Raw genomic sequence first — 14120 nt, 5'->3', positions numbered from 1 at the left:
CCGGGAACGCCCACCGAGGCGCCTTCCTTCCGGGGGCGACCCCCGTACCCCCGGCCGACCCACCAGCACCGGGGGCACCCCGTGAGCAATATTCCGGAGACGGGCCGGACCCAGCGGGTCCAGATCCGCCTCGTCGTCATCCAGATCCTCGTCTTCTCCCTGCTCCTCACCCTCGGCGGACGGCTCTGGTACCTCCAGATCCGCAACGGCCAGGAGTACACCGACGAGGCGAAGAACAACCACGTCCAGCAGGTCGTGCAGCCCGCCGTCCGCGGCTCCATCCTCGACGCCCGCGGGGTGCCCCTCGCCGACAACGAGACCCGCCTCGTCGTCTCCGCCAGCCGTACCGAGCTGATGAAGATGAAGGACGACGGCGTCGGCGTGCTCACCCGGCTCGCCGAGGTCCTGGACATGAAGCCCAAGGACGTCCAGGACAAGGTCCGGCTCTGCGACGCCAAGACGCCGCAGCCCTGCTGGAACGGTTCGCCCTACCAGCCGATCCCGGTCACCGACGAGGCCACCACGCAGCAGGCCCTCCAGATCCGGGAGCGTGCCGAGGACTTCCCCGGCATCACCGCCGAACCCACCGCCGTACGCCGGTACGCCGCACCAGGCAAGGCCAACACCGCCCAGGTCCTCGGCTACCTCTCGCCCGTCACGGACGAGGAGCTCACCAAGGCGCAGGACACCGACTCGCCCTACCTCCGCTCCGACCAGGTCGGCCGCTCCGGCCTGGAGCGCACCTACGACAAGGAGCTGCGGGGCAAGGCCGGCGTCACCCGGTACGAGGTCGACAACCTGGGCCGGGTCATCGGGGAGGCGCAGAACGACGAGGCCCAGCCCGGTGCCAGCGTCGTCACCTCCATCGACGCGCGCGTCCAGGCCGTCGCCGAGTACGAGCTCGACCAGGCCATGAAGGCCGCCCGCAAGGAGATGGACCGCAACACCAACGAGTTCTACAAGGCCGACTCCGGCGCCGTCGTCGTCATGGAGGCCAAGACCGGCCGCGTCGTGTCCATGGCGTCCCTGCCGACGTACGACCCCAACTCCTGGGTCGGCGGCATCTCCGCCAAGGACTACGCCGAGCTCACCGGCAAGAAGTCCAACTTCCCGCTGCTGAACCGGGCCATCCAGGGCACCGCGGCCCCGGGGTCGATCTTCAAGGTCATCTCCTCGACCGCCGCGGTCAACGCCGGATACCCGTTCGACGGCAACTACCCCTGCCCGAGCTCGTACTCCATCGGCAACCAGACCTTCAAGAACTTCGAGTCCCAGGGATACGGCAACATCACCATCGGCCGGGCCCTGGAGGTCTCCTGCGACACCGTCTACTACGGCATCGCGCACAAGGAGTGGCAGAAGGACGGCGGCAACAAGCCGAAGAAGAACGCGAACGACTGGTTCTACAAGACCGCCCACCAGTTCGGCCTCGGCAAGGAGACCGGCATCGACCTCCCCAACGAGGTCGCCGGCCGCGTCCCCGACCGCCAGTGGAAGCAGGACTTCTACGACGCCAACCGGGAATCCTGGTGCAAGCAGGGCAAGAAGGACGGCACGTACGTCGAGCAGCTCGCGTACGAAGGCTGTGCCGAGGGCTACAAGATGCGCGCCGGTGACTCCGTCAACTACTCGATCGGCCAGGGCGACACCCTCGTCACGCCGATCCAGATGGCCACGATCTACGCCGCCATCTCCAACGGCGGCACCCTCTACGACCCGACCGTCGGCAAGGCGATCGTCAGCGGCGACGGCAGGACCGTCCAGGAGATCGAGCCCCAGGCGCACGGCAAGCTGCCCTTCACGGGCGACACGCGCGACAAGATAGACCAAGCCCTCGCGGGAGTCGCGACCCAGGGCAGCGCCGCGTGGAGGTTCGGCGGCTGGCCCCAGGACAAGATCCCGATGCACGCCAAGACGGGCACGGCCGAGGTCTACGGCAAGCAGACGACCTCCTGGTTCGCCACGTACACCAAGGACTACTCGATCGTCATGACGATCTCCCAGGGTGGTACCGGTTCCGGTGCCTCGGGACCCGCCGTGCGCAACATCTACAACGCGATCTACGGCCTGGACGGCGAAGGCAAGCAGGACCTCAAGAAGGCCCTGCTGCCCCAGCCGCAGAAGGCGCTCCCGAAGATCACGCCGGACGGTTCGATCGTCTCCCCGAAGATCAAGCCGTACACCCCCGAGCCGCCCGCCGACGAGGGCACCCAGGCACTCGCGCTCGCCGTGGCCCCCGGGAGGCGGGACTGATGGCAGGCTTCTCCGTCGCCCGTTACGCCCCGGAACGTTCCGCCTGGGCCAAGCTCACCGCCCGCGACTCCGTCGTCCGGCGGCTGGACTGGCCCCTGCTCGGCTCCGCGGTCGCGCTGTCCTTCATCGGGTCGCTGCTGGTGTGGTCGGCGACCCGGGGGCGTGACTCGCTGACCCACGGCGACCCGTACTACTTCCTCTTCCGGCATGTCCTGAACACCGGTATCGGCCTGGCGCTGATGATCGGCACCGTCTGGCTCGGGCACCGCACCCTGCGGGGCGCGGTCCCGGTCCTCTACGGGATCTCGGTCCTGCTCGTGCTCGCGGTGCTGACCCCGCTGGGCGCCACGGTCAACGGCGCGCACGCCTGGATCCTCCTTCCCGGCGGCTTCTCCCTCCAGCCCTCCGAGTTCACCAAGATCACGATCATCCTCGGCATGGCGATGCTGCTCGCCGCCCGCGTCGACGCGGGGGACCAGCTGCACCCGGACCACCGGACCGTCGCCAAGGCCCTCGGCCTGGCGCTCGTGCCGATGGCCGTCGTCATGCTGATGCCGGACCTCGGCTCCGTCATGGTCATGGCCGTCATCGTGCTCGGCGTACTCCTCGCCTCCGGGGCCTCCAACCGCTGGATCTTCGGACTCCTCGGGGCGGGCGCGGCGGGCGCGCTGGCCGTCTGGCAGCTCGGCGTGCTCGACGACTACCAGATCGCCCGGTTCGCGGCCTTCGCCAACCCGGCCCTCGACCCGGCCGGCGTCGGCTACAACACCAACCAGGCCCGCATCGCCATCGGCTCCGGCGGACTCACCGGGACCGGGCTCTTCCAGGGCTCGCAGACCACCGGCCAGTTCGTCCCCGAACAGCAGACCGACTTCGTCTTCACCGTCGCGGGCGAGGAACTCGGCTTCGTCGGTGCCGGTCTGATCATCGTCCTGCTGGGTGTCGTCCTGTGGCGCGCCTGCCGGATCGCCCGCGAGACGACCGAGCTGTACGGGACGGTCGTCGCCGCGGGGATCATCGCCTGGTTCGCCTTCCAGTCCTTCGAGAACATCGGGATGACCCTCGGCATCATGCCGGTGGCGGGCCTTCCGCTTCCGTTCGTCTCGTACGGCGGATCCTCGATGTTCGCCGTGTGGGTGGCGGTCGGGCTGCTCCAGTCGATCCGGGTGCAGCGGCCGATAACGGCCTGAGCGGGACACCGCGGGCATGACCCCGCACATCAGGGAAAGATGAGTCCTATGGCGGACTCGAAACGTGAGATCGAGCGCAAGTACGAAGCGACCCCCGAGACCCGGCTGCCCGACCTGACCCGCGTGGCCGGGGTCTCGGCCGTCGTCCACCGCGGCCTCACCGAACTCGACGCGGTCTACCACGACACCGAGGACCTCCGGCTCGCGGCCGGATCCGTCACCCTGCGCCGCCGGACCGGCGGTGCCGACGCCGGGTGGCACCTCAAGCTCCCCGTCTCCGCCGGGGTCCGCGACGAGATCCGGGCCCCGCTCGCCGACACCCTCCCGCCCGACCTGGCCGCGCTGATCCGCTCCCGTGTCCGCGGCCGCCCGGTCGTCCCCGTCGTACGGATCCTCTCGGCCCGCGACGTCCACCACCTCCTCGACGCGGACGGTGCCCTGCTCGCCGAGGTGAGCATCGACGAGGTCCTGGCCGAACGGCTCGGCGGGAAGGGCCACGGCACCACGTCGGCCTGGACCGAGATGGAGGTCGAGCTGGCCGACGACGGCGACCCGGCCCTCCTCGACGCCGTCGAACGGCGTCTGCGCAAGGGGGGCGTGCGTCCCTCCGGATCGGCCTCCAAGCTGGCCAGGGCCCTGGCGGAGACCGCTCCCGAGGGCAGCGGGCGGAAGCGGAAGGCCGGGCGCCCGCGGAAGGCCCCGCGCACGGCGGGCGACCACGTGCTCGCCTACGTGCGTCACCAGGTCACGGCCCTGGTCGAGCTCGACCCCGCCGTACGCCGCGACGCGCCCGACGGCGTGCACAAGATGAGGGTCGCCACCCGGCGGCTGCGCAGCGCCCTCAGGACGTACCGCAAGGTGCTCGACCCCGCCGTCACCCGGCCGGTGCGCGCCGAGCTGAAGTGGCTGGCCGGCGAGCTCGGGGCGGAGCGCGACCGGGAGGTCCTCGACGCGCGGCTGCGCGCCCGGACCGCCGCCGTCCCCGGCACCCTGCTCCTCGGCCCCGTGAAGGCCCGGTACCAGCTCTCGTCCGCCGCCCGGCGCACCGCGTCCCGGCAGCGGGTCACCGCCGCACTGGACGGGGAGCGGTATCTGGCGCTGCTGGACACCCTGGACGCCCTCCTGGCCGACCCGCCCCTGCTGCCCCGCGCGGGCCGGGCCCCGAAGGACGTCCTGACCCGCGCCGTGCTGAAGGACCACCGGCGCCTGGAGACCCGGATCGGGCACGCCCTGGAGCAGCCGCCGGGCGAGGGCCGCGACGTGGCCATGCACGAGGCGCGCAAGGCCGCGAAACGCGTCCGGTACGCGGCCGAGGCCGCCCGGCCCGCCCTGGGCAAGCCCGCCAAGAGGTTCGCCGAGCGGACGAAGGCGGTCCAGAAGGTGCTCGGGCACCACCAGGACGGCGTCGTCGCCCGCGACGCCCTGCGCACCCTGGCCGTCCAGGCGCACGGGGCGGGGGAGTCGGCGTTCACCTGGGGCCTGCTGTACGGGCGTGAGGAGGCCGCGGCCGCCGAGCGGGAACGCGAGCTGCCGGGCGTGTGGGCCCGGGCCTCCGGTCCCGAACTGCGGGCGGCGCTGAAGGGGTGAGCACCGGGGTACGCTGGATGGTCACCCCTGCCAGCTCACGAAGGTCCTCAGATGTCTGCCGAGTCGGTCTTCCCACAGCTCGAAGCTCTGCTCCCGCATGTGCAGAAGCCCATCCAGTACGTCGGCGGTGAGCTGAACTCCACCGTCAAACCGTGGGACGAATGCGACGTCCGCTGGGCACTGATGTACCCGGACGCCTACGAGGTCGGGCTGCCCAACCAGGGCGTCATGATCCTCTACGAGGTACTCAACGAGCGCGAAGGCGTCCTCGCCGAGCGCACGTACAGCGTCTGGCCCGATCTCGAAGAGCTGATGCGCGAGCACAAGGTGCCGCAGTTCACCGTGGACAGCCACCGCCCCGTCGGCGCCTTCGACGTCTTCGGGCTGAGCTTCTCCACCGAGCTCGGCTACACCAACATGCTCACGGCCCTGGACCTCGCGGGCATCCCGCTGGAGTCCAAGGACCGCACCGTCGACCACCCGATCGTCCTCGCGGGCGGCCACGCGGCCTTCAACCCCGAGCCGATCGCGGACTTCATCGACTGCGCGGTCATCGGTGACGGCGAGCAGGCCGTCCTGGAGATCACCGAGATCGTCCGCGCCTGGAAGGCCGAGGGCCGGCCCGGAGGCCGCGAGGAGGTGCTGTTCCGCCTGGCGAGGACGGGCGGGGTGTACGTCCCGGGGTTCTACGACGTCGAGTACCTCCCCGACGGCCGTATCGGCCGCGTCGTCCCCAACAGGTCCGGCGTGCCGTGGCGGGTCTCCAAGCACACGGTGATGGACCTCGACGAGTGGCCGTACCCGAAGCAGCCCCTCGTGCCGCTCGCCGAGACCGTCCACGAGCGGATGTCCGTGGAGATCTTCCGCGGCTGCACCCGCGGCTGCCGTTTCTGCCAGGCCGGCATGATCACGCGCCCCGTGCGGGAGCGAAGCATCACCGGCATCGGCGAGATGGTCGAGAAGGGGCTCAAGGCGACCGGCTTCGAAGAGGTCGGCCTGCTCTCGCTCTCCTCCGCGGACCACACCGAGATCGGTGAGATCGCCAAGGGCCTCGCCGACCGGTACACCGAGGACAAGATCGGCCTCTCGCTGCCGTCCACCCGCGTCGACGCCTTCAACGTCGACCTGGCCAACGAGCTGACCCGCAACGGTCGCAGGTCCGGTCTCACCTTCGCCCCCGAGGGCGGCTCCGAGCGCATGCGCAAGGTCATCAACAAGATGGTCTCGGAGGAGGACCTGATCCGTACGGTCGCCACCGCCTACGGCAACGGCTGGCGCCAGGTGAAGCTGTACTTCATGTGCGGTCTGCCCACCGAGACCGACGAGGACGTCCTCCAGATCGGCGACATGGCGGTCAACGTGATCGCCAAGGGCCGCGAGGTCTCCGGCCAGAACGACATCCGCTGCACGGTCTCCATCGGCGGTTTCGTACCCAAGCCCCACACGCCCTTCCAATGGGCCCCGCAGCTCAGCGCCGAGGACACCGACGCCCGGCTGAAGAAGCTCCGGGACAAGATCCGCGACGACAAGAAGTACGGCCGCTCCATCGGCTTCCGCTACCACGACGGCAAGCCCGGCATCGTCGAGGGCCTGCTCTCCCGGGGTGACCGGCGCGTCGGCTCCGTCATCCGCGCGGTCTACGAGTCCGGCGGCCGCTTCGACGGCTGGCGCGAGCACTTCAGCTACGACCTGTGGATGAAGAGCGCCGCCGACACGCTGCCCGCCTTCGGCGTGGACGTCGACTGGTACACCACCCGCGAGCGGACCTACGAGGAGGTCCTGCCCTGGGACCACCTGGACTCCGGCCTGGACAAGGACTGGCTCTGGGAGGACTGGCAGGACTCCCTCGACGAGACCGAGGTCGAGGACTGCCGCTGGACGCCGTGCTTCGACTGCGGAGTCTGCCCGCAGATGGACACCAGCATCCAGATCGGCCCCACCGGCAAGAAGCTCCTGCCGCTGACGGTGGTAAAACCCTCCTGAACAGCGCAGATGCTGTCCGGTGGATGGCTGAGTCGCTCGCAGGCATGACCGATGCGGAGCGGGCCGAGATCCTTCGAGGGCTCGGTGCGAAAGAGCGTGAGCAGGCTTCGCGCATGCTGCGGCGAACGCCGCTTCCTGCCCCTCGGCAAGACGGCGGGCGCATCGTCTCTGCCGTGGAGTGGGTGTAGGTAGGCAGAGGGCGTCCGGCCCGACGAAGAGCCGGACGCCCTTTGCGCGTCCTCGTCAGGCCGCACTCGTCCTTGACCCGGCCGGGGCGAACACGCCCTCTTGACCAGCACAGTCCGGCAGGGTGAGGGTCGTGCAACCAGGCGCAACGCGCTCGCCAGGGAAAGACCTCATGGCCTTACGGTTCGTTGGTAAAGATCCTGAGTCCGGAGATCACGGATCACCTGCTGTGTGGGTGGGCCAGGAGTCGAAGGATGACGAGCAGACCACGGGCGAAAGCTCACGGGATGTTCTGATCCCCGGGCATGAGTCGGTGATCAGGGTTCCGAAGCGGATGGTCCCGCTTCTCAGGGAGGCGCTTCGTGTCGCAGAGTCTGACTGACTTCTCTGACCTCATCAGGTCAGTGTGGGAGTCAGCCGTGCATCTGGAGATGCGCGACGGATACGGCGTGGACAACGAGATCGAAGGCTTCGCCGCATGGAAGCAGGGGCACCGGCTGAACCCGGATGACCGGGGTTCCTGGTGGCGTCCGTGGCGTGACCTCGTTCAGGAGGTCACGGCCAAGGGCGTCGTCATCCGACGTGCCCGCATCGTGTCGGAGCCTGTCAGCGATTACATCGCGTTCGAGCACTCCGGCACGTTCACCAACGTGGCGGCCGGAGAGCAGATCCGTTGGCTGCCCCGGCGCAGTGCTTCGGACCTGGCCCTGCCGGGCAACGACTTCTGGTTGTTCGACGGCAGGCTTGTTCAGTTCAACGTCTTCGACGGCGTCGGCAGGTGGGTCCACACCGACCAGACGGAGGACGCTGCCGTAGCCAAGCTGTGTGCGTCGGCGTTCGAAGCCGTGCGGGAGCGGGGCATCCCGCACGAGAAGTACACCGTCTGATTCCTGACCGGTCAGCTCATGCCTACCTCTCCGCTTTCCAGTGCCCAAGCCGCGCGTCAGGCGGTTGCTTCCCGCCTGCAAGGGCTGATGAAAGACGCGGGGTTGTCTGGTCATGAGCTGGCCGTTCGGTGCGGCTGGCACCGGGCGAAGTCCTCCCGCATCGCGCGGGGCATCACGCCTCCCTCGGATGCGGATATCCGGGCGTGGTGCTCGGCGTGCGGAGCGGACGGCCAGGCGGCTGACCTCATCGCTGCGTCGCGGAACGCCGAGTCCATGTACGTGGAGTGGAGGCAGATCCACAAGGACGGCATGCGCCGTGTCCATGAGCAGACCGTCCCGCTCTACCAGCGCCCTCGGCCAGCACCCGCGACCACTGGGACGATGCGGCGAAAGCTCTGGCTGCCCCTCTCACGGCCGGGGAACTCAGGAAGGTAACCGATGAACTCTCCTCCGAGTGAGGACGTACAGGCCCTGATGGAAGCCGCTCACGACCGGGCGGCGAAGGCTCTGGCCCTGACGTGCACGGGCACGCTGGCATGGGGATTCCAAGGGGTCACCCTCGGCCAGAGGGCAGGGGACCGGTGGCTACGGGTGAGCCGCACCGCCGCGAGGAACGCGGGCAGGAAGCAGGGGGAAGGCATCGTAGGCGCGTCCCTGCTGGTGCCCGACACTGTCCCACGCCCACGCCTGCATGGGGTGCACGACTGGACTGACGGCGAGTGGGCGTTCGAGGCAGAAGCCTTCGACTACGTGGCACAACCCGTTGTATCCCCGGACCGGGCAGGCCTAGACCATGACCCCGGCTTGCCCGACGCGTGGTGGGACGACCTGTGCCAGGCACTCGGCCTGCTGAGCGAAGCGGACGGAGTGAGGGTCACCGTCCGGGACGAGTGGATGGAACGCGCCTTCCCCCAGTTCCTCGGCATCCCTGCCCCGGCCAAGGTGGAGCGAGTGTCAGGGCACGGTGACCTGCACTGGGGCAACCTCACGACCATGCCCCTGAACCTTCTGGACTGGGAGAGGTGGGGGCTGGTGTCCCTCGGCTTCGACGCGGGACTACTCCACGCGAACAGCCTCAAAGCGAAGGCGAAGACTTTGCACCTTGATGTCGGCAACCACTGCTGGTTCTCCGATCCGGGCAAGGCGTTGTGACTGAAACTAGCCGGCACCCCGGACGCCGACGAGCCCCTCACGGGGATGTGTGAATCGGACCGCTGCCCGCAGGCCACCCACCACCCGCTGCACCGGCAGGTCTGGGCCGACCACGCCGAGAACACCCAGGCCGTCTTCCTCGGCAACCCCAGACTCTCCAAACCTGAACGGGCCCGAGCCCAGGCCGCGTTCGACCGCGCCACCCGCGTCGTCGCCGAGATCGATTGCCACCGGACACGCCGACGGGGAGCCCGCCCATGAAGCATGACCACGAGGCCGAGGCCAGGATCCGGGCGGCGATGCGGCAACTCCTCGCCGGACCCGTCCCCGACGGCCTGAAGTGCGACGTCAAGAGCTTGTGCACCCTGGCGGGAGTGCCACGGGCGACGCTCTACCGCACCTACCCACATCTAAAGGCTTAGTTCGACCGCCAGCGCTCAGCCGCCCGGGAGGCCGGGCAGCAACCCGGCCCGCGGCTTGCCCAGATCGAACGACTCAAGACCGAGGTCGTGACACTGCGCTAACGCCTCAGCAGGAAGAACGCCGAGCTCGAGGCCTTGAAGCAGTTCCAGACCACGGCTCTGTCCCGCCTCACGGCCCAGCACAACGAGATCACCATGCTTCGGCAGCAGCTGGAGTCCGCCTCACACGCCAAGGTCCGGAGGCTCCCACCCCGGTAAACGCTGACCATAACTGCTTGACCTTGCCGCTGGCGGCAGGGTTGCACGATGACCAACATGAACAGCACCGCATCGCAGAGCAGCAGGGTCGTCGCCGTCACCGGAGCAGGCACGGGGATCGGCCGGGCCACCGCCCGCGCCTTCGCCGCCGAGGGCGCCCACGTGGTCGCGATCGGGCGGCGGGCCGAGCCGCTCAAGGAGACCGCTGCCGGGCACGACCGGATCACGCCACTGGACGCCGACATCACCGCCGAGGGCGAGCCCGATCGGATCATCCAGGCCGTGCTCAAGACACACGGCCGACTGGACGTGCTGGTCAACAACGCCGGCATAGTGCGCAGCGGCGCCCTCGGCACGCTGGCGCCAGAGATGATCGCGGTTCAGCTTGCCACCAACCTCGTCGCCCCTATCCTGCTGGCCCAGGCCGCGCTGCCGCCACTGGAGACGTCGGGCGGGGTGATCGTCAATGTCAGTACGTCGGTGGGGCAGCGGGCCTGGCCCGGCAGCTCGGTCTATGCGGCGACCAAGACCGCCCTGGAGCTGCTGACCCGCAGCTGGGCGGTCGAGTTGGCACCCCGCGGGATCCGGGTGGCGGCGGTCGCCCCCGGCGCGATCGACACCCCCATCGGTGAGCACCAGGGCCTGACGCCGGAGCGGATGGCCGCAGTGCGGGAGTGGCAGCTGGCGCACACCCCGCTCGGCCGGATCGGCCGACCCGAGGAGGTGGCCTGGGCGGTCACCCAGCTTGCCGCACCGGCCGCATCGTTCGTCACCGGAGTGGTACTCCCGGTCGACGGCGGGGCAGTCGTGGCGTGATAGGAGTGGCCTGGGAGGTGGGATGGGTGCGGATCGGCGAGCTGGCCAAGGCGACCGGAACGTCCGCCCGTGCGCTGCGGCACTACGAGCAGGCCGGACTGATCTCCTCGGAGCGGGCCCCCAACGGCTACCGCATCTACGACGAGCGGGCCGTGGTGCGGGTCCGTAACATCCGCTACCTGCTGGCCGCCGGGCTCACCCTGGACGACGTACGCGTGTTCCTGCCATGCCTGGACGGCGATGTGGCTGCCGCACCGCCCTCGGACAAGGGCCTGCGGGTCGCGCTGGAACGGCTGGCGGTCCTCAACGAACGGATTGCCGCCCAGACCGAGGCCCGCGACCGACTGAAAGCCGCACTCCGGGAGAAGACCGGCGATCGAATCCGCCCGGTGGCCTGACGAGTTGTCTCACTGCCGAGGCGGAGAACTGGCGGAGCAAGATGAGACAGCCCCGATCGGACACGTCTCATGCCCGGCTATCGGGCGTAGCCAAGCCGGATCGCTGCGCCCGGTATGGCGTCGGGTGTCTGCGCCACGAGTGCGCCCTGCGTCCACGCCTTGCCGGGGTTGCGGTCGGCCGGAGTCTTCACGGTCAGTTCCGCTTTGAGCGCGGGCACCAGGGCGAAGCGGCCCGTGTGGTAGTTCGCTGCCACCTTGCCCGCGCCGGTACGGCAGGGGCTTCCTGCGGGTGCCTGGCACTTCGGGCAGTCGTGGCGCTCGACCCGTTCGGCCGGGGTTCTTGGAGTTCGTTGTTTTCGTCCTCGGTGAAGATCGGTTCCGCCACCCTGACCGGCTTGCCATCGTGTCCGAGGATCAGCTTGGAGCGGCGCACACCCTTGTTCTTGTTCTCCTCCACTCGGTAACCCATGAGTGCCGGGTTGCGGAGGCGACGGAGGAGAGTCGTCGTGGTGAGACCTTCGGACATGAGGCCGGAGCGGACGAGGCAGAGAGACACGCGCCGGGCTGACACTCCCCGCAGTGCCATGCGGCGGGCCCACCGCAGTGCCTTGTGTGCGTTCGGCTCGATGGCAAGGCTCGGCCTCCCGTTCGCCTTCGTCGTCACGTAGCCATAGGCAGGCTTACCGACGAACCACGCGTCTTGCGTCCGGGTGTAGTCGCAGACGGACACCAGCATCCAGATCGGACCCACCGGCAAGAAGCTCCTGCCGCTTACGGTGGTCAAGTAGCACCTTCGTACGCTCCGGGTGACAGCCCGGTGACGAACGCCCGGCCCGGTGACCCGCGGGCCGGACGTTCGCGTCTCCCACGGCATGGACCTCGACAGGCACCGGCCGCCCGCGCCCGCACCGTACGAAGGCGGGGAGGGCTGCCTCACCACCCTCGTCAGGATCCCCGTGCGGATCGTCGTACTGGTGCTGATCCTGCCCGTGCGCATGGCCTGGGACCTGCTCGTGGCGGGGGCGCGGGTGCTGGACCGGGTGCTGCTGCGGCCGCTGGGACGCGGACTCGGGCAGGTGTACGACCATGTGGTCGCACCGGTCGGCCGCGCCCTCGGGTGGCTGGCCCTCGCCGTACTGATGTGGCCCTGGATCGGGCTGTGGCGGTACGTCCTGGTGCCCGTGGCGCGGTACGGGACGGTCGTACCGCTGACGTGGCTGTACGCCCATGCGCTCACCCCGGCCGGGCACGGGCTGCGGCGGGCCTGGCGCGAGCTGGTGGTCCCGGCCGGGCGAGCCGTCGCCGACGCCGTCGCGGCCGTGCTGACCGTGCTCCTGGTGCGGCCGGCCGTCGGCCTGTGGCGAGGGGTGCTGAGGCCGCTCGGCAGGGCGGCGGGCCGGCTGGTCGCGTACCTCCTCGTGATTCCGGCGGGGTGGGTGTACCACCGGGTGCTGACTCCGGCCGGGCACGCCGTCGTACGGTCGCTGGCCGCGCTGGGAGCCGGCATCGCGGCCGTGGGCCGGGGGCTCGTGGCCGTCGCCGCGTGGCTGGTGGTGACGCTGCTCGTGGTGCCCGTCTCGTGGGCGTACCGGCGCGTGCTGGCCCCGGTCGGCCGGGAGACCGCGGCGGCCCTCGGCGTCGCCTGGCGGATCGCCGGGTTCGTCTCCCGCGCCGTGGGCCGGGTGCTGGCCTGGTCGGCACGGCACCTGGTCGGCGCGCCTGCCGCGTGGGTCCACCGCACGGTGTGCATCCCCGTGGGCCACTTCGTACGGGACGCGGTCTTGAAGCCGGCCGGGGCGGCGGTACGGGAGGCGGGGCGCGCGGCACGCGAGGCGCTGACCTCGGCCCGGGACACGCTGCGCGCGGCCCGCCGGGAAGCCTGGCGGGCCCTGGTGGGAACGCCGCAGGTCACGCGGGGGCGGGAACGCGACGGGTCACCTGCGCGTACCCTGGGTAGGACAACGAACGTCCCCAGTGCGGCGCCCGCGCCAGAGTTCTCCCCGACCGCCGACACCGTCGTCGGGCGGGGGTGAGCCGGAGCGGCACCCCGGGGCACCCCGTACTTCGTGGGCGGTACGCCACCGCGTCCGCCCCGCACCGAGGAGAAGAACCACTGGGCAAGCGACAGCCCGAAGGCCCGCCGCCCGCACCGGCGGTGCAGCGCATCCGACTGCGCTACACCAAGCGGGGCCGCCTCCGGTTCACCAGCCACCGAGACTTCCAGCGTGCCTTCGAGCGGGCGCTGCGCCGCTCCGAGGTGCCCATGGCCTACTCCGCGGGTTTCACCCCGCACCCCAAGGTCTCCTACGCCAACGCCGCCCCCACCGGTACGGGCAGCGAGGCCGAGTTCCTGGAGATCGCCCTCACCGAGGCACGGGATCCGGCCGTCCTGCGCGACCTGCTCAACCAGTCGCTGCCCGACGGCCTCGACATCACCGACGCCGTGGAGGCTCGCACCTCGGGCCTCGCCGACCGGCTGACCGCCTCCGTCTGGGAGCTGCGGCTGGACGGGGTCGCGGTCGAGGACGCGCGCAAGGCCGTGGAGGCATTCCTGGCCGCCGACGCGGTCGAGGTACAGCGCCGGGCGAAGAACGGGATGCGCAGCTTCGACGCCCGCGCGGCCGTCGTCGCCCTGGAGGCGCACGATCCACAGCCTGATAGGTCCCAGGACACGCCTTGTGCGATACTGCGGCTGGTTGTGCGGCACGAGACACCCGCCGTGCGACCCGACGACGTCCTGTCCGGTCTCCGAGCTGTGGCCGACCTGGCGCCGCCGGTCCCCGCAGCGGTGACCAGGCTGGCGCAGGGGCTCTTCGACGAGGAGTCCGGCACGGTGACCGACCCGCTCGCGCCTGACCGCGAGGCGGCCCCGGCCGATTCCATCCCGGCCGACCGGGCCGCCGTCGCGACGGCGACCGACGGTGCGGTCTCCGCGTAGGCGGTCGTCGTAGCGCAGCCCTCGGATCCGGGAACCACCTGGGTCGGGCC

12 protein-coding genes and 2 pseudogenes are annotated in these 14120 nt (G+C 70.2%); 12 read left to right on the top strand and 2 right to left on the bottom strand.

The features are described 5' to 3' along the window. The first annotated feature begins 81 nt into the window (after nt 1–81). The 10 genes and pseudogenes from mrdA to SACTE_RS09960 all read left to right on the top strand — a co-directional run bounded on the left by mrdA (nt 82) and on the right by SACTE_RS09960 (nt 11132). Complete coding sequence (gene mrdA / locus SACTE_RS10010) at nt 82–2253, top strand: penicillin-binding protein 2 (protein WP_014045917.1); 2172 nt, start codon at nt 82–84, stop codon at nt 2251–2253. After that, nucleotides 2253–3443: a rod shape-determining protein RodA gene (rodA, locus tag SACTE_RS10005; protein WP_014045916.1), complete on the top strand. Its 1191-nt coding sequence runs from the start codon at nt 2253–2255 to the stop codon at nt 3441–3443. Before mrdA ends, rodA begins: the two co-directional genes overlap by 1 nt. A gap of 48 nt (nt 3444–3491) precedes the next feature. Continuing rightward, a complete protein-coding gene (locus tag SACTE_RS10000; protein ID WP_019992626.1) occupies nt 3492–5030 on the top strand; it encodes a CYTH and CHAD domain-containing protein in 1539 nt (512 codons plus the stop codon). 51 nt (nt 5031–5081) lie between these two features. Further along, nucleotides 5082–7013: a TIGR03960 family B12-binding radical SAM protein gene (locus tag SACTE_RS09995; protein ID WP_014045914.1), complete on the top strand. Its 1932-nt coding sequence runs from the start codon at nt 5082–5084 to the stop codon at nt 7011–7013. Between the two features lie 548 nt (nt 7014–7561). Next, complete coding sequence (locus SACTE_RS09985) at nt 7562–8086, top strand: DUF6879 family protein (protein WP_014045912.1); 525 nt, start codon at nt 7562–7564, stop codon at nt 8084–8086. Nucleotides 8087–8104: 18 nt separating this feature from the next. Further along, nucleotides 8105–8437: pseudogene (locus tag SACTE_RS33065) on the top strand (helix-turn-helix transcriptional regulator); the annotation flags it as partial. Between the two features lie 87 nt (nt 8438–8524). Further along, a complete protein-coding gene (locus tag SACTE_RS09975) occupies nt 8525–9238 on the top strand; it encodes a hypothetical protein (RefSeq protein ID WP_014045910.1) in 714 nt (237 codons plus the stop codon). Between the two features lie 45 nt (nt 9239–9283). Next, on the top strand, nt 9284–9499 hold the full coding sequence (locus SACTE_RS09970; protein WP_019992630.1) for a hypothetical protein: 216 nt from the start codon (nt 9284–9286) through the stop codon (nt 9497–9499). 467 nt (nt 9500–9966) lie between these two features. Further along, the gene (locus SACTE_RS09965; RefSeq protein ID WP_014045908.1) at nt 9967–10734 is read left to right on the top strand and encodes an SDR family oxidoreductase; all 768 of its coding nucleotides are present in this window, start codon (nt 9967–9969) and stop codon (nt 10732–10734) included. Between the two features lie 26 nt (nt 10735–10760). Continuing rightward, complete coding sequence (locus tag SACTE_RS09960; RefSeq protein ID WP_198531862.1) at nt 10761–11132, top strand: MerR family transcriptional regulator; 372 nt, start codon at nt 10761–10763, stop codon at nt 11130–11132. A 77-nt stretch (nt 11133–11209) separates the two neighbouring features. Here the strand turns inward: SACTE_RS09960 and SACTE_RS34375 are convergent, their stop codons facing one another. Together SACTE_RS34375 and SACTE_RS34930 are read right to left on the bottom strand one after the other, a co-directional pair. After that, a complete protein-coding gene (locus SACTE_RS34375) occupies nt 11210–11386 on the bottom strand; it encodes a hypothetical protein (RefSeq protein WP_019992633.1) in 177 nt (58 codons plus the stop codon). A gap of 101 nt (nt 11387–11487) precedes the next feature. Continuing rightward, a pseudogene (locus SACTE_RS34930) lies at nt 11488–11865 on the bottom strand (recombinase family protein); the annotation flags it as partial. Between the two features lie 139 nt (nt 11866–12004). Between SACTE_RS34930 and SACTE_RS09950 the strand changes: the two are divergent. Further along, nucleotides 12005–13165 (top strand): hypothetical protein, encoded by a 1161-nt coding sequence (locus SACTE_RS09950; protein WP_014045906.1) that lies wholly within the window; start codon nt 12005–12007, stop codon nt 13163–13165. A gap of 122 nt (nt 13166–13287) precedes the next feature. After that, nucleotides 13288–14070 (top strand): TIGR03936 family radical SAM-associated protein, encoded by a 783-nt coding sequence (locus tag SACTE_RS09945; protein ID WP_014045905.1) that lies wholly within the window; start codon nt 13288–13290, stop codon nt 14068–14070. Nucleotides 14071–14120: the final 50 nt, after the last annotated feature.

Origin of the sequence: Streptomyces sp. SirexAA-E, from assembly GCF_000177195.2 — a bacterium.
GTDB classification, from domain to species: Bacteria; Actinomycetota; Actinomycetes; order Streptomycetales; family Streptomycetaceae; genus Streptomyces; species Streptomyces flavovirens.
The sequence above is the reverse complement of the archived record's forward strand: the minus strand, read 5'-3'. Positions and strand labels throughout refer to the sequence as shown.

Coding starts and splice junctions, on each gene's coding strand:
- SACTE_RS09950 (WP_014045906.1), top strand. CDS start 12,005: ATGGACCTCGACAGGCACCGGCCGCCCGCGCCCGCACCGTACGAAGGC.
- SACTE_RS09965 (WP_014045908.1), top strand. CDS start 9,967: ATGACCAACATGAACAGCACCGCATCGCAGAGCAGCAGGGTCGTCGCC.
- SACTE_RS10000 (WP_019992626.1), top strand. CDS start 3,492: ATGGCGGACTCGAAACGTGAGATCGAGCGCAAGTACGAAGCGACCCCC.
- rodA (WP_014045916.1), top strand. CDS start 2,253: ATGGCAGGCTTCTCCGTCGCCCGTTACGCCCCGGAACGTTCCGCCTGG.
- SACTE_RS09975 (WP_014045910.1), top strand. CDS start 8,525: ATGAACTCTCCTCCGAGTGAGGACGTACAGGCCCTGATGGAAGCCGCT.
- SACTE_RS09970 (WP_019992630.1), top strand. CDS start 9,284: ATGTGTGAATCGGACCGCTGCCCGCAGGCCACCCACCACCCGCTGCAC.
- SACTE_RS09995 (WP_014045914.1), top strand. CDS start 5,082: ATGTCTGCCGAGTCGGTCTTCCCACAGCTCGAAGCTCTGCTCCCGCAT.